Below are 21,992 nucleotides of genomic sequence, written 5' to 3' on the forward strand. Positions count from 1 at the left end.
TCCGCAAGGTTGAAGCCCGGAACTGGCCCTGTGCTATGGCAACAGAGACTAGAGTCCGGGCCAGTGGACGACAAATGCTTAATACTGAAAGCGTCGTTCGAAAAAATCGAATGCTACACGCTGTCAGATCGACAGGCGCTTGGCGTTGGGCTGTTCGCGGGCCACGGTGAGGAATGGGTCGACCAGCGTCGGCCGCGCCGTGCCACGGCGCCAGGCCAGGCCGACGTCGAGTGGCTCGCCAAGGTCCACCAGTGGGCGCGCCTCGATGATGTCGCCCTCCAATGACCATGGGCGGTAAGTCATGTCGGGCTGAATCGACAAGCCCAGGCCGGCGGCAACCAAGCTACGCACCGCCTCCACCGAGGCCGTGCGCAGGGTCACTTGCGGTACAAGCCCGGCACGGGACCAGATGCGCTGGGTATGCAGGCCCATTTCGTCAGCGTTCAGCTGGATCAATGGCTCGCCCGCCACATCGGCCAGGGCGATGCTGTCGCGTTCCAGCAATGGATGTTGCGGCGGCAGCCACAGCCGGTGTGGAGAGTGGGTGAGTACTTCGGTCTGCAACGCGTGACGGTCTTCGAGGTTGGACAGAATCAGCACGCCAACGTCGATCTCGCCGCTGACCAGCAAGTGTTCGATGTAGGGACGTTCGTCCTCCACCACCCGAGTGCGCACGTTGGGGTAGGCGCGCTGGAAGCGGTTGATCAGGTCTGCCAGGTAATAGCCGGCCACCAGGCTTGTAACGCCGATGGTCAGGCTGCCGGTGACCTGGTCGGTGCTCTGTTGCAGGCTGCGCTTGGCGTTTTCCACCGTGGCCAGGATCAGGTGCGACTGGCGCAGGAACTGGTGGCCTTGGTGCGTGAGGGTCATGCCCTTGGCGTGGCGGTCGAACAGACGCACGCCGATTTCTTCCTCCAGCTGCTGGATGGCCAGGGTCAGGGTGGACTGGGAAATGAACACTGCCTGGGCGGCAGCGGAAATCGAGCCGGTTTCGGCGACGGCGATGAAATGGCGGATCTGGCGGAGCGTCATCATAGGTAGTGGGCCGCTTTCGATCAATCGGCGCGCAAGCCCGTCGTCGAGGCGGGTAGGGCGCTTTTTCGTTGTGGTTTATCGAAAGCCCATGGGAGCATTCTTTTTAATCGAAAGAAAGCAGTTGGACGCAAGCAATCAGGACCTGGGCGGTTCTCGTTCGAAGCAATGGCGCATGGCGTCCAGATAACGGCGTGCGCCAAGGCCCAGTGGTCGGGACTTGATCCAGATGATATCCACCCACAGCCGCAGGCGGCTGGCCATGTTGTCGAAGCGCACCTCGGCCAATGCGCCGGAGGCGATCAGTGGCTCGACCAGCGGCTGCGGCAGATAGGCCCAGCCCAGGCCGGATTGCACCAGGTCGAGCGTGGCCAGGTAGCTGTCGGTCAGCCAGATGCGCCGGGACAGCACCATGCGCGGGTCGGACCCGGTAGGGTTGCCGGACGCCACGATGATCTGCCGCTGTTCGGCAAGCTGTTCCTCAGGCAGCGGTGTGCCGCTGTGCTGACCGGCGGGGTGACGTGGCGAGGCGACCGCCACCAGCAGTTGGCTACCGGCTTCGAGAAAGGATTCGCGCTCGTCGATGCCAGGTCGTTCGAACACCAGGGCCAGTTGCACGCTGCCCTCATGCAGCAGGCGAATGGCTTCCGATTGCGTGGCAGAGCGGACCTCGATCTCCAGGTTGGGAAACGCGTTCGCCAGCATCTCCAGTGGTTGGCTCCAGCGCCCGGTCTGCAGTTCGGGTGCCATGGCGATGGTCAGGCGCTTTTCCAGCCCTTTGTGCAATTGCAGGGCCTGGGCATCCAGCAGGTTCAGTTGGCAGATCACCTGCCGTGCCTGGGGCTCGAGTGCCAGCGCCGCGCTGGTGGGCAGGGCCTTGCGGGTTGCGCGGTCGAACAGGGCCAAGTCCAGTTCGGCTTCCAGTTGGCCGATGGCCATGCTCACCGCCGAGGGTACGCGGCCAAGCTTGCGGGCGGCCGCAGAGAATGAACCGCCGTCCAGCACGGCGAGGAACACGGCTAGGGAATCGCTCGTGAATGCCATTGTCAGGAAACCTGATGACGCTTGTGTTTTATTGATAGAAATTATGAACACAAGAGGGCGCTATCACAACTATCGGCCTTGCCCACCGGGCGCACCGGTGGGCAAGGCTGAAGGACCGCTACAGGCCTTCCTGCAGGATCCGCTCGATGCTGTCGACGAAGTAGTCGACGCTGGCCCGCGTGGTGCACATCGGCGGTTTGATCTTGAGGATGTTCAGGTAATCGCCGGTCGGCTGCATGAAGATGCCGAGGTCGCGCAGGCGGTTGCACAGCGCGGTGGTTTCTTCGGTGGCTGGCTCCAGGGTCTGCCGGTCGCGCACCAGCTCCAGCCCCAGGTAGAAGCCCGAGCCATGGGCGGCGCCAGCCAAGGGGTAGCGGTCGACCAGGTCCTGCAGGCGCGCCTTGAAGTAACGCCCGACCTCCCGCGCATTGTCCAGCAGTCCTTCGCCATGCAGCACATCCAGCACCGCCATGCCGATGCGGCAACTGACCGGGCTGCCGCCTGCCGAGGAGAAGAAGTAGCCCTCTGCCTCCAGTGCCTCGGCGATTTCGCGGCGGGTAATGACCGCGCCCAGGGGTTGGCCGTTGCCCATACCCTTGGCCATGGTGATGATATCCGGCACCACGCCTTGCTCTTCGAAGCCCCAGAAGTATTCGCCCAAGCGTCCATAACCCACCTGTACCTCGTCGGCGATGCACACGCCACTGCGAGCACGGACCTTGGCGTAGGCCGCCTGCAGGTAACCCGCTGGCAAGGAAATGCCGCCGGCATTGCCGTACACCGGCTCGCAAATGAATCCAGCCAGTTGGCGGCCACGGGCATCGAGGTCGGCGAGCTTGGCATCGACATCGCGCAGGTAGTCCGCGGCGCTGTCAGGGCCCTTGTAGCGCCCGCGGAAGGTGTTCGGCGCTTGCACCGGGTGTACCCAGTCGGGTCGGGTTTCCAGGGCCTGCGGGTTGTCGGCGATGGAGGTGGATATGGCATCGGTGGCCACCGACCAGCCATGGTAGGCCTCCAGCACGCTGAGCAAATCACGTCCGCCGCTATAGGCCCAGGCCAAGCGAATCGCCAGGTCGTTGGCCTCGGTGCCACTGTTGACCAGGAACACCCGGTCGAAGCCCTCGGGCGCCAGTTCCAGCAGGCGTTCGGAGAACTCGGCGATGGCCGCGTAGTGGAAGCGCGAGTTGGTGTTGACCAGCGACCACTGGCGCGCCGACTCGGCGGCCATGCGCGGGTGACCGTGGCCCAGCACCGCGACGTTGTTGAGCATGTCCAGGTAGGAGCGGCCCTGCATGTCGATCAGGTAGTTGCGCCAGCCGCGCTCGATGTGGGGCGGCTGGGCGTAGTAGTGCTTCTGCGAGCGGGCGAAGCTGGCATCGCGGCGCGCCAGCAGGGCTTGCGGGTCGGGCAGTGGCTCGGCATCGCAGTCCAGGCCCAGCAACGCTGCCGGCGACGGGCACAGGGCCATCCAGGCGGCGGCCTGCGAGGGCGCGGCAAAGAATGGCGGCTGCAAGCCTTCGTCCAGGCACAGCTGGACGCTGAGAAAACCGCAGCTGCTGCCCAAGGCCTGCCCTTTGGCCAAGGCCTGGCCATGCTCGGGGGCATCTTCCAGGCCACTGAGCCACAGGGTCCAGGTGGCGGTGCGCAGGCAGCCGCGACCATCGCCGGTACGCTGCCAGGTGCCGGCCTCCGGCGCCTGCACAAGGCTACCGTTCGGCAAATTGAGCTCTACGCCCAGGGCGCAGGTCGCCGGTTCGTCAGGGCGGTCGATGTGGGTTTGCGACAAACGGAACTGGCCATGCAGGCTGCACGCGGGGGCGGGCTGGGCCGTCAGTACGTGCTGGTCGAAACCGGGCTGCTCCCAGTTGCCAGCCTCGCAGTGCGGGCTGAGCACACCCAGGTCGACCCGGCTCACGGCCTGTCCGGCCAGGGCGGGAATCAGGGGCAGGCAGCCGGCGAAGTCCACGGTGGCCTGGGGTTTGCCGGCGGCGTGCAGGATTGCCGCCTCCATCAGTGCGGCGGGCACGGCACAGGCGGTGTCGAAGATTTCCCATTCGTGGGCGATGTTGTCACGGGTGTACTGGTTGGCCGGGTCGACCGCCAGTTGCTGTTCGCTGCTCAGGACCAGTACCGCCGAACGCAGTTGCACCAACGGCCACAGGGCATGTACCTCGGCGTCGTGAAGTGGGTTTAGCGCCTGGTAGGCACTGATCGCCGGCAGGATACGCAGCGGGTCGCCCTCGGCGTGGTGGAGCAGGGCCGAGCACGTCACCGACAGGTCGGCGATGCGCCAGGTGCGCAGCAGGTCGCCGAAGTCGATCACCCCTTGCACTTGCCAGTGACGTTCGGCATCGCGGCCCCAGACGACGTTGTCGTCGGTGATGTCCAGGTGCACGGCTTGGCTCGGCAAGTGCTCGACCAGCGGTTCCAGGCGCTTGGCCGCCTGCTGTGCCAGGCGCGATACCTGGTCCCGGCGCGCAGGGTCCTTCAGCACGGGGAGCAGGTGTTCGATCAGTGCCAGGGCGTGGCGAGGGTCCCATTGCAGGGTGCGCTCCAGCCCCGGATGGTCGAAGCCGGCCAGGGCCTTGTCGACCCGGGCGCACAGCGCGCCGAATTCGGCAACGACCGAGGCGGGCAGGTGCGCCAGACGAGTCAGAGGTTGCCCGTCCAGATAGTCGAGCAAGCGTGCACGCAACGGCTGGCCGCCTACCTCGACGGCCAGCAGCGCCCGGCCATTGCGTGCCGTGCGCACGGCGGGTACCTGCAATCCCTGGTCACGCAGGTACGCCAGTGCCGCGTGTTGCGCTTCGAGCTCGATCTGGGCGTAGGTGCCATGGCAGGCCTTGAGCACATACCGCCCCTGCGGGCTATCGACCCGATAGTTGAGGTCCTGCTGGCTGCCAAGGGCCTGTAGCGTCCCGTCGAGGTCATAGTGCTCACGCAGCAAGGCATGGGCCTGGTCTTCGTTGAGCGAAGGGCTGGACTGGCTGGAGCGTTCGAGCAGCGAAGCGAGCGAGGTGGAGGTTGCGTGCGGGAAGGACATGGATGCCACCGTGGGTCGTACAATTATTGGCGCCGAATCTATGCCTCAGTTGGCTGACGATAAAAGACAATCGTGATCAGAAATTCTGATGACGGCGCCCGGAGCCAAAGCCCATCTCCTTTTGGCGTCTCGGGGATGGCGGCGACGACGCCAGCTTTCGGGTAAGAGGCTTGCACCCTTCGACATTAACCCGGCACGTTTGCAATCGCTGATTACACTGTTGAAACCGCAATACATGGAATACCCGGCATGGGCGAGGTGTCGATGGGTCGTGCAGCTTGGCTGGCAGGCCGCCTGGTGGCGCGTCTTGTGAAGGTGATTCGTGCGGTCGAACCGGCTTGTGCCAGGGAGACACCCCCATGAACAACCCAGGACGGGGTGTTTCCCTGCAGTGGCTGGTGGCATTGGCGATCATGCTGGGCATGTTGGTACTGGGTGTTGGCTTGGCCTGGCAGGGCTATCGCGCCATACAGCAGACGCTGGTGGCCGCAGCCGGCGACACGGCCGAGCAATTCGCCCGGACCATCGATGAGCGCGCCCGTCGCCTGGTCGACCCAGTGCAAAGCAGCATTCGCCTGCTTGCCGTCAACCCGTCCGCCAGTGGCTTGGCCCACCGTCTGCAGCAGTTGGCCCAGCTGGTCGAAAGCCTCAACGCCAACCCGATGCTCAGCGCTGCCTACGTCGGTTACCCCAATGGCGAGTTCATGCTGCTTCGCCCGCTGCGCACGGCGCAGTTGCTCGAGCGCTTCGCCGCACCGCCAGGCACGGAGTTCCTGGTGCAGAGCGTCAGCCTGGGGGAGGGCGGGGGAATGCTGGGCGAGTGGCGGTTCTACGACCGTGCCCTGACCTTGCTCGAATCTCGGGTCAAACCGGATTACCACTACGATCCACGTCAGCGCCCCTGGTTCGTCGAAGCCTCAAGCCAGGCACAGACCGTGCTGACCCACCCCTACGTGTTCTTCACCACCGGCCAGATCGGCCTGACCATGGCCCAGCGCAGCCGCGATGGTGGGGCTGTGATCGGCATGGATGTGTCGGTCGACGACCTGGCGAGCCAGAGCCGCGACCTACGCATCACCGCTGGCACCGAAATCGCCGTGGTCGACGACCAGGGCAATGTGGTGGCTTACCCGGACCTTGCGCGCGTAATCGTGCGCGAGGGCGAAGCGGTGCGCCTGTCGCGCCTTTCGGAACTGGGTATCCCCAGCCTCGATCGGATATACACTGACTTGCCCCAGGGCAGCCGACCACAGCCGTACGAACTGCAGGGGCAGACCTGGTACGGCATGCGTGTGCGCTTCACCACCCTGGCTGGCCAGGAACTGCAGGTGCTGATCGCCGTGCCTGCTCGAGAGCTGCTGGCCGGAGCGCGCACGGTGCTGGTCGAGCAAGTGCTGTGGACGCTGGCACTGATGGCCATACTGCTGTTGCTGGGTGGGCTGCTCGGACGTCGTATCGGGCGCCCGCTGCGCCTGCTCGCCGAGCAGGTGCGGGCGCTGGCCAGTTTCGATTTCAGTCGTGAAGTTGGGGTGTCTTCGCGGGTGTCCGAGGTGCGTGAGCTGAGCCATGTGCTCAGCCGCATGTCCGTCACCATTCGCAGCTTCCAGGCGATCACCCTGGCGCTGAGCCGAGAAAGCCAGCTGGAGCGCATGCTCGACGGGGTGCTCACCCACTTGGTGAATGCCGCTGGAGTCAGTGCCGGTGCGGTTTACCTGCTCGACGCAGAGGGCGCCTCGTTGCGCCTGGCCGCCTGCCAAGGCGAGGGGTACCCGGCAGAGCTGGCCCTCGACGACCATGAGCGCGACGATCTGGCCAGCGCCGTGGCCCATGCCCTGGAGCTGCGTGGGGAGAGCCTGGCGGTGGTGCTCAACGATCGCAGCCAGGCGCTGCTCGGCATCCTGGTGTTGCAATTGAACAGCGAGCACGCCCGCGAAGAAGTACGCCAGCCGTTTCGACGTTTTGTCGAAGAGTTGTCCGGTGCCGCCGCCGTCGCCATCGAGACGCGCCAGCTGATCGAGGCACAGCAGCGACTGCTCGATGCCATGATCAAGTTGCTGGCCGACGCCATCGACGCCAAGAGCCCATACACCGGCGGCCATTGTGAACGGGTGCCGCAATTGGCGCAGATGCTGCTGGACAAGGCCGTGCAGGCCGAAACGGGCCCCTACGCCGACTTCGCCATGAGCGAAAGTGAACGCTACGAGTTTCGCGTGGCGGCCTGGTTGCACGATTGCGGCAAGATCACCAGCCCCGAATATGTGGTGGACAAGGCCACCAAGCTGGAGACCTTGTACAACCGTATCCACGAGGTGCGCATGCGCTTTGAGGTGCTCTGGCGCGATGCTGAGCTTGCTTACTGGCAAGGGCTGGCCGCCGGCGGCGACCGGCAAGGGCTGCAGCGCACCCTGGAGCTGTACCAGGCACAGTTGCAGGATGAGTTCGCGTTCGTCGCCAAGGCCAACATTGGCGGGGAGTTCATGCAGGACGAAGATGTCGAGCGGTTGCAGCGTATAGGCCAACGCCGCTGGCAACGGCATTTCGATGACCGTCTGGGCATTTCACGCGATGAAGAGCAGCGCTTTGCTGGCCTGGCGCCGGTGCCCCTGCCGGTGGAGGAGCCATTGCTGGCTGACCGGGACGAGCACCGCGTACCCTGGGGCCCGCGCAAGCCCCCCGTGACCCGCGACGACCCGCGCAACCTGTGGGGGTTCGACATGCGCCTGCCGGCCAATGCCAGCAACCATGGCGAGCTGTACAACCTGTCGATTCGGCGGGGAACGCTGAACGACGAGGAACGCTTCAAGATCAACGAACACATCGTGCAGACCATCATCATGCTCAGTGCCTTGCCGTTTCCACGGCAGCTGCGGCGCGTGCCTGCCATCGCCGGCAACCACCACGAGCGCATGGATGGCAATGGTTACCCGCGCCGATTGGGCGAGGACCAGCTGAGCCTCGCCGAACGGGTCATGGCCATTGCCGACATCTTCGAGGCACTGACCGCCGCCGATCGCCCGTACAAAGCGCCTAAGACACTGTCCGAATCGGTGAAGATCCTGGTATCCATGGCGCGCGACAGGCATGTCGACGGGCAACTGCTTCAGCTGTTCCTGAGCAGTGGGGTATACCGCGAGTATGGCGAGCGGTTCCTGCGTCCCGAGCAGCTTGACGAGGTGGACGTAACGTACTGGTTGGCCCAGATTGCGGGGCAGTCGCTGCTGGAAAGTTGAGGCGGTCGAGGAATCCGTCGGCGCGGGCAGGTCCCGCTGCCGGGTGTGCATGCGGCCCTGGCTTTTTCACTGGCTGGCGAGCTATCCCGGCGTTATGCTGGTGACTCACTTATCGGAACACTCAGCATGCGCAGGTTAGTGCTGTTACTCGTTGCCAGCGTCATCGCGGGCTGCCAGGCTCCGATGCCGGTGGCAGACCCGCAAAAGGCCTGGGTCGATTTTTCCACACCGTTTCCCAATGACAGGTTGCTGCTGGCCGAGCGGCTGGACAAACAGCGCTTGCGCGATGGCCGCTTCTTCGAGGTCGCCCCTGGCAGCCATGAGCTGATCGTACGGTTCGATTTCGAAGTGGCCGGTGGCGGTAGCATGAGCATGATGGGCGGTCCTTCCACCCGTGTCTGTTACCTGACGCTTCACTACGCGCATTTCGAGGCCGGCCAGCGCTACTTGCTCGAAGGCCGCTCGATGGCGTTCACCCCCGAGGCTCGGCTGTTCAACGCCAAGCATGAGGTCGTTGCCCAGGCCAGTGAGTACTACTGCCTGACCTGAGGTGGTGCACTGGCCATCTGCCCCCGCCCTGAATCCACGCCTTGCTGTCGCGCTCGCTGTGAGGGCATGGGCGCGCGCGTGCGTTTAGCTGAGGAACATGACCTTTGATGCGATTTGTGGATCCACAAAAAGTTTCCATTGCCTAAATAATTTGACTTTTCTCGCTTCTGTATCAGTTAATGGATCCACAAAAATAAATAGCCGGAGAGTCAAATGTTCCCGACAAACGCCTGGTATGTGGCTTGCACCCCTGATGAAATCACCGAGAAGCCGTTAGGCCGACAAATCTGTGGGGAAAAAATGGTGTTCTACCGCGGGCAGCAGGACCAGGTCTGCGCCGTGGAGGATTTCTGCCCGCACCGCGGCGCACCCTTGTCCTTGGGGTATGTCGAGAACGGCAACCTGGTCTGCGGCTACCATGGCTTGGTCATGGGCTGCGATGGCAAGACCCTCGAAATGCCTGGCCAGCGGGTACGGGGCTTCCCATGCAACAAGGCCTATGCCACGGTTGAGCGCTACGGTTTCGTCTGGGTCTGGCCCGGCGACCAGGCACTGGCCGATCCCGCGACCCTGTGCCACCTGGAGTGGGCCGAGAGCGAAGAATGGGCCTACGGCGGTGGGTTGTTCCACATCAGGTGCGACTATCGCCTGATGATCGACAACCTGATGGACCTGACCCATGAAACCTACGTGCATGCTTCGAGCATCGGCCAGAAGGAGATCGATGAAGCGCCTCCGGTGACAACGGTCAATGGCGACGAAGTCGTCACGGCCCGGCACATGGAAAACATCATGGCACCGCCGTTCTGGCGCATGGCCTTGCGGGGTAATCATCTGCCTGACGACCTGCCGGTGGATCGCTGGCAGATCTGCCGTTTCACTCCGCCGAGTCACGTACTGATCGAAGTGGGCGTGGCGCTCGCGGGCAAGGGAGGCTATGACGCAGCGCCCGAACACAAGGCGTCGAGCATCGTTGTGGACTTCATCACGCCGGAAACCGAGACCTCAATCTGGTACTTCTGGGGCATGGCGCGCAATTTCAATCCGCAGGACCAGGCGTTGACCGACAGCATCCGGGAAGGGCAGGGGAAGATCTTCAGCGAAGACCTGGACATGCTCGAGCAGCAGCAAGCCAACCTGCTCGCCAACCCGCAGCGCACTCTGCTCAAGCTCAATATCGACGCAGGCGGCGTGCAGTCGCGACGCATCCTGGAGCGGTTGGTGGCTCAGGAGCAGGCTGGCGTCGCAGCACAGCTGATCGCTACCGCGCAGTAACCGTCCCTGTCGATGTCCAGCACGGCCACCGGGTGGCCGTCAATGGAAGGTGAGCCATGATTGAAGTTGTCGTCACATCCCGTACCCGTGAAGCTGAAGGTATCTGCAGCTACGAACTGAGCTGCGCCCACGGCAACCCGCTGCCCGCATTCAGCGCCGGGGCGCACATCGACGTGCACCTGCCAGGAGGGCTGGTGCGCCAGTATTCCTTGTGCAACCACCCCCAGGAACGCCATCGCTACCTGATCGGCGTTCTCAACGACGCTGCTTCACGCGGTGGCTCCCGTTGCCTGCATGAGCAGGTCGTGACGGGGCAGTCCCTGCTGATCAGTGAGCCGCGCAATTTCTTTGCCCTCGCCCCCAAGGCCAGTCGCAGTCTGCTGTTTGCCGGCGGGATCGGCATCACCCCGATCCTGTGCATGGCGGAGCAATTGTGGAGCCAGGGCGAGGAGTTCGAACTGCATTACTGCGCACGCTCCCACGAGCGAGCGGCGTTTCTCGAGCGTCTGACTAGCGCCGCGTATGCCAGCCAGGTTCACCTGCATTTCGACGCGCATCCAAACACGCGGCTCGACCTGGAGCAGGTGTTGGCAAACCCTGGGGCGCAGGACCATCTGTATGTCTGCGGCCCCGGTGGGTTCATGCAGCATGTGCTGGACAGTGCCCGCAGCCACGGTTGGCCAGATGCCCGGCTGCATCGGGAGTACTTCGCCACCGAGCCGGTCGACACCCGCGATGACGGAGCGTTTTCGGTCAAGCTCGGCAGCACCGGTCAGGTATTCGAGATCCCAGCAGACAAGACCGTGGTCCAGGTGCTGGAGCGTCATGGCGTGTCGATTGCCGTTTCGTGCGAGCAGGGCGTATGCGGTACCTGCCTGACCCGGGTGCTGGAAGGCGTGCCAGAACACCGCGACCTGTACCTGACCGAAGACGAGCAGGCGGCCAACGATCAGTTCACACCCTGTTGCTCACGGGCTAGGACAACCATGCTGGTGCTCGATCTGTAACGGGCGTCTAGTCGCCCCTGGAAATCACCTGGACGCCACTTGCCGTGCTGGCTGCGCCGAACACCTCGGCGTAGCGCAGCGTGGCATTGGCATGCTCGCGCATGATGCTTTCGGCGCGCGCGCCCTGACGGTTGCGCAAGGCGTCGACTAGCGAGTGGTGCTGCATATGGGCAAAGTTGAAGCGCCGGTATTCGCGGGCCATGTCGTCGCGGTCGAAGGCCAGCGCCGACACCGATGCGAATGGCCGATGATCGTTGCGTGCCAGTGCCTCGGCGATTGCCGGGTTACCGCTGCCGGTGATGATTACCTGATGCAAGCGCACGTTCAGGTCGTGGTAGGCCGCCAGGTCCTGCTCGGTGATGTAGCCCTTGTCGAACAGCGCGTCGCCCTCGTCCAGGCATTGCTTGAGCGTGGCCATGGCTTTGGCGTCCAGGCCGCGCTCGGCGCACTGCCGTGCTGCCAGGCCCTCGAGTACACCCCTCACCTCGACGGCGCCGGTAAGGTCTTCGACGCTCAGTGCGCGAACCTGAAAGCCCTTGCCGCCATGGCGGACCAGCAAGCCTTCCTGTTCAAGGGTACGAAACGCCATGCGCACCGGCATGCGCGAAACGCCGAAGCGCTCCGCCGTGGGAACTTCCATCAAGCGCTCACCGCCGGCCAACTCACCGGAAGCGATCATCTTGCGCAGGGCGACCAGGATGGTCTGGCCATGTTTGCTCATTGCAGGCGACCTCGGGGAATGAGCCGCCATGGTAACGCAACGAGCACAGGCGTGCGCGGTGCTGGCAGGGCAGCCTCCGGGTCGACGGTTTTTTCCTCGGTCGATGCATTGACGCGCGCGGCGATTGCTGACTATTCTCTCGAAACTGGAACGAGAATTCTAATTCTGTTGCGGGGTTCGAATCGGTACCGCCGGCCTCCCAGCCCTCGCCCAGCGACTCATCATGACAATAAGAGGACACACATGATGCGCTTCTCAGCATTCCTGGTCGGCCGCTCGACCGCCCCTGAACAAGACCGTTTCGTCATGGACGCCCTGGTAGAGCATGCCTGCGCTGCCGAACGGTTGGGCTTCGACGCGGTGTTCATGCCGGATCACCACTTCACCGGCTACGCCCCCATGTCCAGCGACCCGTTCATGTTCGCGGCCTACCTGGCAGCGCAGCTCAAGCGAGTACATTTCGGCATGTCGGTCACCACGGTGCCACTGCACCATCCGGTGCGTTTCGCCGAGCGGGTGAATCTGCTTGACCAGTTGACCGATGGGCGTTTGCTGGTGGGGGTGGGCAGCGGGACCACACCGGAGGAGATGATTGGCTTCGGTGTGAACTACAAGCATGCTTCGGCCTTGCTGCAGGAAAATCTCGACCTGGTCCAGCGCCTCTGGGACAAGGAACTGGAAGACGCCCCAATCTCCTTCGAAACCGCGCACTACAAGGGCGCCGTCGTGCAACGCATCGTGCCGACGGCCTACCAGAAGAAGTTCAACCGCATCATGCCGGTGGCGCTGCGCGAAACCAGCATGCAGCGGGCCGCCGACTCGGGCTGGCCAGCCTTCATTCCGGCGTTCACCCCGCCAGTGGCGGCCAGTGCCGATCCGTTCACCGAGCTGACCAAGTACTTCCACCGCTACCGCGACGCGCTGCACGAAGCCGGTCATGCGCCGGAGGTCGTCGCACATTGCCTGTCCTGGACCACACATACCTACCAATGCGTGCACCTGGCCCCTAGTGCGGAGCAGGCGCAAGAGGAGCTCATGCAGATCCTCAAGGCCTACAAGCAGGCCATCGACCGCGAGTACCACTACAACAAGCGCGCCGAAGTGCTCAGCGGCGTCTCGCTGCACCCACACCCTGACTGCTTCAGCCCGGAATGGATCAAGACCTGGTGCTTGCACGGGACACCGGAGCGGGTCGCCGAAGAACTGCACAAGCACAAGCAGCTTGGCATCGGCAACGTACTGATGGGCTTCACCAATGGGCCGCTCACTGAGCAGCGCATCGGCTTTGCCAACCAGTCGCTGGATCTGTTCTCCCGCGAAGTCATGCCGCAATTTCGTTGAGCCGGAGGCCTGAGTCATGAAACGTACTGTTCAATTGCATGATGCTGATCGGCCACTGATCGTCGGCATCGGCGGCACCACCCGGCCGGGGTCCAGCACCGAGAAGGCTCTGCGTTGTGCCTTGGAGCGCGCGCGGCAGTTGGGCGCACGGACCATTTTGTTCGGTGGCGCCGAGCTCTCTGCCTTGCCAAGCTTCGATCCGCAGGTGACCGAACGCACCCCGGCCGAGGTGGCGTTGATCGAGGCGGTGCGTGCCGCCGATGGTGTGATCTTCGCAACACCCGGGTACCACGGCGGCGTTTCCGGATTGGTGAAGAACGCCATCGACCTGCTGGAAGACCTGCGTCAGGATCGCCGCGTCTACCTGGATGGCCGTGCGGTGGGTTGCATCGTCACAGCGGCCGGATGGCAGGGGTGTAACACCACCTTGGGAGCCCTGCGCTCCATCGTCCATGCACTGCGGGGCTGGCCAACGCCATTGGGCGTAACGCTCAACACTGCCGGCGCTGCGCTGTTCGACGCCGAGGGCCGTTGCACCCATGAGCAGATAGCGGCGTCGTTGGCCACACTGGCAGAGCAGAGCCTTGCGCTGGTGCAGCAGCGTCAGGGGGCAGGGCAGAGGTTCAGCCATGGGTAGCCCAGTATTCGATTGGCGCCAGGTGGCGCACCTCACGGCCGGGCAGGATATGTGGTCGACTCATCCGCTGCCGGCAATCGGGCTCAAGTCCGTGCGTTTTTCCGACGGCCCGATGGGCATCACTGGAGGGCGGGTGGATGAGCGCGATCTTGCGCTGCTGACACCGTGCGGTCTGGCGCTGGCGGCCAGTTGGGATGGGGCGTTGGTGCGCAAGGTCGGCCAGGTGGTGGGCGACGAGGCGCTGCGTCTGGGAATCCAGGGCATCCTTGCGCCCAATCTCAACCTGATGCGTAGCCCGTTGGCGGGCCGGGCCTTCGAGTTGTTCGGCGAAGACCCACTGCTGATCTCGAATCTTGGTGGGGCCTGGGCTGCAGGGGTGCAGTCCCGTGGGGTGGCGTCGGTGATCAAGCACCTGGTGTGCAACGACTCGGAAACCGACCGGCGCAACATGAACGTGACGGTAGACGAACAGACCCTGCGGGAGGTGTATTTCCGCCCGTTCGAGCACACGGCCAGGCAGGGAGCGTGGGGCATGTTGACGGCTTACAACAGCGTCAATGGGGTGCGCTGTGCCGAGCTTGGCCAAGCCATTGGCTGGCTCAAGCAGGGCTTGGGTTGGGACGGACTGGTGATGTCGGACTGGTTTGGCACCCACGACGGCGTCGCTAGCCTGGCGGCAGGGCTGGACCTGGAAATGCCCGGCCCTGCCCGGCATATGGGCGCGGCGCTGGACGTCGCTGCGCCGATCGGCGAACGCCTGGTCGATGCCGTCGAACGCCTGCAGCGCCTTGCTGGTCGAGTCGACAACCCGCTTCCCTATGACGCCAGCGTCGCTGCCGAATTGGAGCGCATCGAGGTGCTGAAAGAGGCGGCGGCGGCTGGAATGGTGCTGTTGCGCAACGACGGCCTGTTGCCGTTGCGGCCGGATAAGGAAAAGCGCATCGCGGTCATCGGCCCCAACGCGATCCAGCCTTGTTTCCAAGGTGGCACGTTCGCCAAGGTAGCGCTCGACCCGGCGACGGAAATGCCGGTCACCTCGATCACGGCACGTTTCCACGAGGTGGTGTATGCCGAAGGCGTGGTCGCCGAGTACCGGATTCCCCCGTTGACCCGCGAGCCGCTGGACCTGAGCGTGACGTTCCGCGATGCCGAAGGGCACCTGGTGCACGAGGAAACGCGCCATGCTTCTTCGCTGGTCTGGTTCAAGGACATGCCCGGTGTGGGCGATCTTCTGTCGCTCGAAGGCATTGCCAACGTTACGGCTAGCACGGTCATGCAAGTGGCCAACAGTGGTGTGTATCGCTTCTTCCTCGGCGGTACGGGCGAGGTCAGCCTCTCCATCAACGGGCAGGCCTATGCCAGCTTCGATGGCGTCACCTTGTCCGGTGACATCATGGGCAAGTTGATGCAGAGCCCACACACCTGGGTCGATGTGATACTGGAGGCGGGCCAGCAGTGTTCGCTTGAATTCTCGATGAACATTGGCCGAAGTCTGGCGCATGGCCTGTGGTTCGGCTGTCGAGCACCTCAGTCACATGACCTGCTCGCGCAAGCCGTGGCGTTGGCGCAGCAGGTGGATAGCGTCGTGCTCATGGTGGGGGAGACCGCCGATGCGGGGCTGGAAAGCGTCGACCGCGACACCACCCAGCTCAGCGCCGCACAGCAAACCCTGGTTCGTGCGGTCTGCGAGGTCAATCCGCGTACGGTCGTTGTGCTCAATGTGGGGCATCCGGTCGATACGGCCTGCCTGAAGCACGCCGCCGCTGTCATCGTCGCCTGGTATCCGGGGCAGGCCTTCGGGCCTGCACTGGCCTCGGTATTGGCAGGCGATCTCGAGCCAGGTGGGCGGTTGCCGGTGACCTTCGCTGAGCGGGAGCAGGATTATCCGGTCTGGTCTCTCACGCCTGATCCGGCGGGTGAGGTGCACTACCACGAGCGTTGGTGGGTGGGGTATCGCCATTTTGCGGCGCACTCGCTAACGCCTGCCTTTCCCTTCGGCCATGGCTTGGGTTATGCATCGATCGAGCCTGAAGTGGCCCAGTTGTCCGGGGAGCACGTCGAGACACTGAGCGTGCGCCTTGGGTTGCTGAACAACTCGTCTCGCCAGGGCAAGGCTGTTCCCCAGCTCTACCTGCTGGCCCCCCCCGAAGAAGGCCAGGACAGGCGATATTCTCTGGAGGCCTTCGCGGCGGTGGACGTTCCCGCGACGGGGAGGGCCGCTGTCGACCTGGTGCTCCAGGCGCGCAGTTTTTCCCGTTGGGATTGCGAGCAGCAGCGGTGGCGACTGCAACCTGGGCTTTACCGCATGACCCTGGGCGCTTCGAGCACTGACGGCTGGCTGCAGCTGGCGCTTGAGGTCGATGAGAAGGGCGGCGTGGAGGCGGGCGCATGGCATTCGCTGTTCGATCAATCCATCCACGCCAGCGATAGGCCGCTCACGAGATAAATGATGTGCAGTGGCGCGAGTGCTGTGGCTCACTGCCAGACAATCAGAATAAGAATCCTCGTTCAGAATAACAATGGCGGTCAGGAACCGCCCTACAAGGAGGTAAGACGTGTACCCATCAGCCTGTATCGAATGGCTCTTTCAGGATGACTGTCCCAATTTCGCCGATCGCATCCGTGCGGCGAAATCCGCCGGGCTCAGCCATGTCGAGTTTCACCTGTGGCGCGACAAACCCATGGACCAGGTAGCGCACGCCTTGCGTGAAACCGGGGTGACCTTGACCAGCTTCTGCGTCGATCCGCGACGAAGCCTGGTCGATCCGGCGCAGCATGCCGAGTTCATCGAAGCGGTGCGCGACAGTCTGGCGGCCAGCCAGAAGGTCGGTTCGCCTCCGCTGATCGTGGCCTCTGGCTTCACCCGTGAGGGCGTGTCGCATGCCGAGCAACGCGCAGCCGCCATCGACGCGCTGAGCAACGCCGCCCACCTGGCCGAACAGGCCGGCGTGGAGTTGCTGATCGAGCCACTCAACACCCGTATCGACCACCCCGGTATGTTCCTGCACGACACCCGCGAAGCCCTGGACATCATCGAGGAGGTCGACAGTCCGAACCTCAAGCTGCTGTTCGATGTGTACCACTCCAGCGTGATGGATGAATCGCTGGAGGATGTGCTGCGCGGCCGCATGCACCTGGTGCGCCACGTGCAGATCGCCGACCTGCCAGGGCGCAATGAGCCTGGCACCGGGCAACTCGACTGGGACGATGTGCTGCGACGGCTCGAGACGCTGGGGTACCGGCAAGCGATCGGCCTCGAGTACAAGCCCACCCTGCCTTCCCTGCAATCGCTGGCCACCGTGCGACAAGCCACCGGCCTGTAACAGCCACTCCAGGAAAAATGCCATGAACAACAAGATCAAACGCGGCGTCAGTCTGTACAGCTTCCAGAACGAAACCTTCCTCGGCAAGATGGACCTGGCCGATTGCATCCACCAGTGCGCGCAGATGGGGGCACTGGGTATCGAGATCATCGGTGAGCAGAGCTTCGCGGGCTGGCCGGAGCAGGGCGTGGCCGACACGGCCATCGAGCATTGGCATCACCTGATGAAGAAGTACGGCACCGTGCCGGTGAGCCACGACTTCATGCTCGATTACAAGCGTTACAAAGGGCGGCCGATGCCCTTCGAAGAGCAGGTTCGCAGTGTGCGCAACGACCTGGAGTTCGGTGCGCGCCTGGGCATGAAATACATCCGCTCGCTGGTCTCGGTCGACCCGGAAGTCTTGGTGGCCGCCGCACCTTATGCCGAAGAACTGGGGCTGAAGATTCTCCTTGAAGTTCATGCTCCGCTGCACTTCGACCATCCCTGGATCATCCGCCACGCCGAAGCCTATGAGCGCGCCGGTACCCAGGCGTTGGGCTTCTTGCCGGACATGGGGATGTTTCTCGATCGCTTCCCGCGGGTCTGGAAGGAGCGGTTCATCCGCAATGGCTGCCCGGTCGCTGCCGCCGACTTCATCGAAAAGAGCTACGAAGACCGCCGCCTCAGCGAGTACGTCATCCTGGACGTCATGGAGAAATGGGGGCCGGGCCCGCAACTGGCGATGGCCGAGACCCTGCGACACAACGCGGCGTTCGAACCCAAGCGAATGCTCGATTTCATGCCGCGCATCCACAATATCCACGCCAAGTTCTACGAGATGACCGAGTCGCTGCAAGAGTGGTCGATCCCGTATGACGAGATCTTCCGCGTGCTGCAAAAAGGTGGCTATGAGGGTTATGTCTGTTCCGAGTACGAGGGCAACCGTTGGGTGGAAGACGCCTTCGAAGTCGACAGCCTGCATCAGGTTCGCCTGCAACACCGCATGTTCTGCAAACTGCTGAACGAAGATCTGCCCGCCGCTTTGGCCGCCTGAGGATAGCCCCGATGTTCGATAAACACATGATTTGCCAGGAAGGCTTCAACAATGTCATCGAAGGCGGCAAGGTCACCGGCTTCCGCTTCCTCGCGCGTTTGCCGTATTACCGCGGCCTGGGCCTGTCGATGATCGAAGACATCGCTATCAGCGTGGACGGCGAGGCGATCGAACGCAGTGCGATTCGCTTTAGCGTAAGGGGCCGCAGCTGGAGCCTGGATGAGCTGGAAACCGTGTACGACGACCGCTGGAATTTTGGCGAGAAAGCCGAGCTGATCGTGCTCAAGCCCGGCGGCCTCGCCGAGGGCAAGCATCGCCTGAAGCTTGCCGAGAAGCTGCGGATTTCCTACCTGCCGTTCGTGCCCACCACGACGTGCGAGGCGGATGTCGCGCTGACGCAATGAACTGAACCTGTCCTGAACGCGGGCGAGTCGGGCCTTCCCGATTCGCCTTGCTGCGTGCCCAGTCCGTTTGATCTCCACAAGAACAATGAAGGAGAAGATCGTGGGAACTCCCCTTTCTGCTGCTCAAACCGCTCCACGCGCCGGGGTGGCGCAAGGCCTGATCATGGTGCTGACCGGATTCCTGCCCATTCTGGCTATTGTCTCGCTGGCACCGGCTGTACCGACGCTGATCGAGCACTTCGCGCCTGTCGCCCATGCGCAGGTGCTTATCCCGTTGATGATCACCGCACCGGGCTTGGTCATCGCCTTCGTGGCGCCTTTTGCCGGCTTGCTTGCCGACCGGCTGGGGCGTCGTCGTCTGCTCATCGGTGCGACATTCCTGTTCGGCGTGTGCGGTACCATGCCGCTGTGGTGCCAGTCGCTGACGCTGATCTTCGCCAGCCGTCTGGGCGTGGGTCTGGCGGAGGCCGTGGTACTGACGCTGGCTAACACCATGCTGGTGAACTATTTCAATGTCCGCCGTCGTCGCTTCTGGCTGGCGCTGCAAGGGTTCGTCGGGCCTTCGCTCGCCGCCGCTGTCATCGCCAGCTCTGGCTACCTGACCGCCATGGTCTGGAATGGCGCGTTCTGGATCTACACCATCGCCTTCCCGCTGTGCTTGGCCATGAAGGTATGGATGTTCGAGCCCGATGCCGATACCCGCCACGATGACGAGCCGCTGATCGACGACAGCGTTTTCCCTTGGCTGCGCATGGCGACCATCTGCCTGACCACCTTCGTCATTGCCGTCGTGTACTACGTCTACACCATCAACGCCGGTACCGCGTTCCATGCACTGGACGGCGCATCGCCGCAGCGCATCGGCATGCTGATGTCGTTGGCGTCGTTGGCGGTGCCGCTGGGGGCATTGCTGTTCGGCTGGGTCTCCAGCCGGACCACGCCGGAGCGCGTGCTCACCGTCACGTTGGCGTTGATCGGTGCGGGCATGATCGCTATCGGGCAGGCACGCAACCCGATGGTCATGGGCGTTGGCGCGGTGGTTCAACAGGTCGGTGCCGGCATGGCCGTCAGCGCGATGATCTTCTGGGTGGCCTCGCTGGTGGGGCCTGCGCATCGCGGTCGGGCGATGGGGGCGTGGTCCAGTGCCTTCTTCGCCGGGATGTTCGTCAGCCCACTGTTCGTCAACCTGCTGCGCGTGCAGGCTGAGGGCAATATCATGGTGCCGTTTTCGGTATTCGGTGGCGTGGCGTTGGTGCTAGCAGCCGCGATCTTCGCCTATTCGCTTTCCGGACGCGGGCATGCGCTACGCAAGCTTCCCGCCTGAAACGCTTTATCGGCAGTAAAACAAAGGGCCTCCTGTTCAGGAGGCCCTTTGTTTTGTCAGCGTCACGACTCTGCAGCCACGCTCGCACTCTCCCTGGAAGGCCACTGGGCACGTAGCCAGACGATTCCGCCAACCATGAACGCCTGGCACAGGGCGCAGACGATCACCATCGACAGGCCGCTGCCGAAGGACGCCAGGGCGGCAACCAGTGCCCCAGCCAGCGATGCACCGGCCATCTGCATGGCACTCATCAGCGCGCTGGCAGTGCCGGCGTGCTGACGGAAAGGCTGCAGCGCCATTTGCGTTGCATTGCCACTGACCAGCCCGCCAGACATCGTCAATGCAAGGATGGCGACCAACCAGGGCCAGATCGAACGGGCGTCGGTGAGTGCGCAGGTCGCCAGCCCTACACAGCCCGCGACGGCCAACCCGGCGCCGGCGAGCAGCAGTTTGTGTGCTTCGACATGTTTGGCGCTGAGGCGCCCGTTGCTGACGGCCCCCACGATCAGTCCCGCCGAGCAGGCGCCGAAGGTGAGCCCGAATTGTTGTGGGGTCAGCCCCAGGGTATCGATGAACAGGCTGGGGGCGGCACCGACGTAGGCGAAGATCGAGGCGAACGAGGCAGACGTAACGAGGGTGCCGGCAAGGAACAGGGGTTCTGCCAGCGCCTTCATGTATCCCGCGGCCAGGGACCTTGGGCTGAGCTGGGGCAGGGGAACCTTGAGGGTTTCCTTGAAACCACGGGCGAGCAGCAGCCCGATCACGATCCCGTAAACCGCCAGGAACACGTACAGCATCTGCCAGCGTGCAAACCCGATCAGCAGCGAGCCCAGGCTCGGTGCAAGCAGAGGCGCGAGCATCCCTAGGGCGGCCATGAACGACAGCTTGCTGCGCGCCTCGCTGCCTTGGAAACAGTCCCGCATGATTGCCAGGATCACCGGCCGGCCAGCGCCGCCGCCGACGCCCTGCAGCAACCGCCAGGAAAGCAACGTACCGAGGCTGTCCGACAGCGCACAGCCCAGGCTGGCCACGCTGAACAGCACCAGCGAGACAAGCAGCACCGGCCTTCTGCCGTAGCGGTCGCACAGCGGGCCCGCGATCAGTGGAACGGCGGCGAAGCCAGCAAGGAACACGCTGAGTGACCAGACCATCGCCTCCGGCGCGATCCCTAGCGCTGAAGCGGTGCTGCCGTTGGCCGGCAGCGCCATGTCGATTCCTAGCGCACCCAAGGCGCTCACGGCGGCCATGAGGATCAGAAACGCGCGTGCATGCGGGTCTATCGCCTTCAAGGGGCTAACCTCCTGATTGGATAAAACAAGAATTCTAATTCTAATTTAAGGCAGTGCCAATCCCGATTCGGCGGTTGAGCCGAGGCGGGAGGCGGTCAATGGGTGAGGAAGAGCACGCTCATGGTGCCCAGGTCTTGCTTCAAGTGGTTCCAGTCGCCTTCGCCCGCGGCGTCGGCCGCCGAGCCCAGCCCAAGGAAACGGGCAAGCGAGGAGTAGATGATGCGGAAGCAGGAATGGATGGCGCGGTCAGGGTCTGGATGACGGATTTCATCCTGGTGCGCGTTGATCTGTGCCATGAACGCGGCTGCCATCCTGGCGTGATATTCCTTGCCTGAACGGGCGATATCGGCGTGGCTGGCGCGGTTCATGAATGGCTTGAGGATCGCGGCATGCCGGGCCAGGTGTTCGGCCAGGGTGTCCACCAACAGTGGTAACCGTTCCGAGAGGTCAAGCTGGCGGGCGCCAAGCTCGCGCATCGAGGACTGCCACTCGAGGTCCATCTTCTCGAGCGCATCTTCGAAGACTACTTGCAGCAAGTCGTCCTTGCCCTTGAAACGGCCGTAGATCGAGCCGATCGATACGCCAGCTGCCTTGCTGACCTCAATCAGCGTGAGGTCTGCGGTGAGGCTTTCGCACAGTAGTTGTCGCGCTGCGGTGAGCACTTTTTCCAGGGACTGGCGGCTTCGGTCTTGCTGGGGCGGGCGTACGTTTGGGGTAGTCATGGTGGCAAGCTTGGAGTT

The 21,992-nt window shown here is 63.6% G+C and carries 17 protein-coding genes; 11 read left to right on the forward strand and 6 right to left on the reverse strand.

Annotated elements, in window-relative coordinates:
• Positions 1 to 123 precede the first annotated feature (123 nt).
• The 3 genes from P3R38_RS10485 to P3R38_RS10495 all read right to left on the reverse strand — a co-directional run bounded on the left by P3R38_RS10485 (position 124) and on the right by P3R38_RS10495 (position 5,119).
• A complete protein-coding gene (locus P3R38_RS10485; protein WP_023380149.1) occupies positions 124 to 1,035 on the reverse strand; it encodes a LysR family transcriptional regulator in 912 nt (303 codons plus the stop codon).
• A 135-nt stretch (positions 1,036 to 1,170) separates the two neighbouring features.
• Entirely contained in the window at positions 1,171 to 2,076 is a 906-nt protein-coding gene (locus P3R38_RS10490) for a LysR family transcriptional regulator (protein WP_023380150.1), read from the reverse strand.
• Between the two features lie 118 nt (positions 2,077 to 2,194).
• Positions 2,195 to 5,119, reverse strand: coding sequence for an aminotransferase (locus P3R38_RS10495; RefSeq protein ID WP_277687120.1), 2,925 nt, complete (start codon positions 5,117 to 5,119; stop codon positions 2,195 to 2,197).
• 359 nt (positions 5,120 to 5,478) lie between these two features.
• Between P3R38_RS10495 and P3R38_RS10500 the strand changes: the two genes are divergently transcribed.
• From P3R38_RS10500 to P3R38_RS10515, 4 genes are all read left to right on the forward strand, one after another.
• A complete protein-coding gene (locus tag P3R38_RS10500) occupies positions 5,479 to 8,349 on the forward strand; it encodes an HD domain-containing phosphohydrolase (protein WP_277687121.1) in 2,871 nt (956 codons plus the stop codon).
• Positions 8,350 to 8,475: 126 nt separating this feature from the next.
• Positions 8,476 to 8,898: a hypothetical protein gene (locus P3R38_RS10505; RefSeq protein WP_041925476.1), complete on the forward strand. Its 423-nt coding sequence runs from the start codon at positions 8,476 to 8,478 to the stop codon at positions 8,896 to 8,898.
• A gap of 213 nt (positions 8,899 to 9,111) precedes the next feature.
• Entirely contained in the window at positions 9,112 to 10,173 is a 1,062-nt protein-coding gene (locus P3R38_RS10510) for an aromatic ring-hydroxylating dioxygenase subunit alpha (protein WP_277687122.1), read from the forward strand.
• Positions 10,174 to 10,229: 56 nt separating this feature from the next.
• The gene (locus P3R38_RS10515) at positions 10,230 to 11,180 is read left to right on the forward strand and encodes a PDR/VanB family oxidoreductase (RefSeq protein ID WP_277687123.1); all 951 of its coding nucleotides are present in this window, start codon (positions 10,230 to 10,232) and stop codon (positions 11,178 to 11,180) included.
• Positions 11,181 to 11,187: 7 nt separating this feature from the next.
• Here P3R38_RS10515 and P3R38_RS10520 read toward each other — a convergent pair whose 3' ends face one another.
• Entirely contained in the window at positions 11,188 to 11,901 is a 714-nt protein-coding gene (locus tag P3R38_RS10520; RefSeq protein ID WP_023380156.1) for a GntR family transcriptional regulator, read from the reverse strand.
• Positions 11,902 to 12,144: 243 nt separating this feature from the next.
• Between P3R38_RS10520 and P3R38_RS10525 the strand changes: the two genes are divergently transcribed.
• From P3R38_RS10525 to P3R38_RS10555, 7 genes are all read left to right on the forward strand, one after another.
• Positions 12,145 to 13,242 (forward strand): LLM class flavin-dependent oxidoreductase, encoded by a 1,098-nt coding sequence (locus P3R38_RS10525; protein WP_277687124.1) that lies wholly within the window; start codon positions 12,145 to 12,147, stop codon positions 13,240 to 13,242.
• Between the two features lie 16 nt (positions 13,243 to 13,258).
• Complete coding sequence (locus tag P3R38_RS10530; RefSeq protein ID WP_023380158.1) at positions 13,259 to 13,879, forward strand: NAD(P)H-dependent oxidoreductase; 621 nt, start codon at positions 13,259 to 13,261, stop codon at positions 13,877 to 13,879.
• Complete coding sequence (locus P3R38_RS10535) at positions 13,872 to 16,325, forward strand: glycoside hydrolase family 3 protein (protein ID WP_202676075.1); 2,454 nt, start codon at positions 13,872 to 13,874, stop codon at positions 16,323 to 16,325. Before P3R38_RS10530 ends, P3R38_RS10535 begins: the two co-directional genes overlap by 8 nt.
• A 109-nt stretch (positions 16,326 to 16,434) precedes the next feature.
• Positions 16,435 to 17,202, forward strand: a complete 768-nt coding sequence (locus P3R38_RS10540) for a TIM barrel protein (protein ID WP_027907169.1) — start codon at positions 16,435 to 16,437, stop codon at positions 17,200 to 17,202.
• A 22-nt stretch (positions 17,203 to 17,224) separates the two neighbouring features.
• Complete coding sequence (locus P3R38_RS10545; protein ID WP_023380162.1) at positions 17,225 to 18,235, forward strand: TIM barrel protein; 1,011 nt, start codon at positions 17,225 to 17,227, stop codon at positions 18,233 to 18,235.
• Between the two features lie 11 nt (positions 18,236 to 18,246).
• On the forward strand, positions 18,247 to 18,639 hold the full coding sequence (locus P3R38_RS10550) for a DUF6379 domain-containing protein (RefSeq protein ID WP_023380163.1): 393 nt from the start codon (positions 18,247 to 18,249) through the stop codon (positions 18,637 to 18,639).
• A 100-nt stretch (positions 18,640 to 18,739) separates the two neighbouring features.
• On the forward strand, positions 18,740 to 19,963 hold the full coding sequence (locus P3R38_RS10555; RefSeq protein ID WP_277687125.1) for an MFS transporter: 1,224 nt from the start codon (positions 18,740 to 18,742) through the stop codon (positions 19,961 to 19,963).
• A gap of 62 nt (positions 19,964 to 20,025) precedes the next feature.
• Here the strand turns inward: P3R38_RS10555 and P3R38_RS10560 are convergent, their stop codons facing one another.
• Both P3R38_RS10560 and P3R38_RS10565 read right to left on the reverse strand, forming a co-directional pair.
• The gene (locus tag P3R38_RS10560) at positions 20,026 to 21,252 is read right to left on the reverse strand and encodes a multidrug effflux MFS transporter (RefSeq protein WP_023380165.1); all 1,227 of its coding nucleotides are present in this window, start codon (positions 21,250 to 21,252) and stop codon (positions 20,026 to 20,028) included.
• Between the two features lie 95 nt (positions 21,253 to 21,347).
• On the reverse strand, positions 21,348 to 21,974 hold the full coding sequence (locus tag P3R38_RS10565) for a TetR/AcrR family transcriptional regulator (RefSeq protein WP_023380166.1): 627 nt from the start codon (positions 21,972 to 21,974) through the stop codon (positions 21,348 to 21,350).
• Between the last annotated feature and the right edge of the window lie 18 nt (positions 21,975 to 21,992).

The sequence above is a fragment of the Pseudomonas sp. NyZ480 genome, from assembly GCF_029537255.1.
Lineage (GTDB): Bacteria > Pseudomonadota > Gammaproteobacteria > Pseudomonadales > Pseudomonadaceae > Aquipseudomonas > Aquipseudomonas taiwanensis.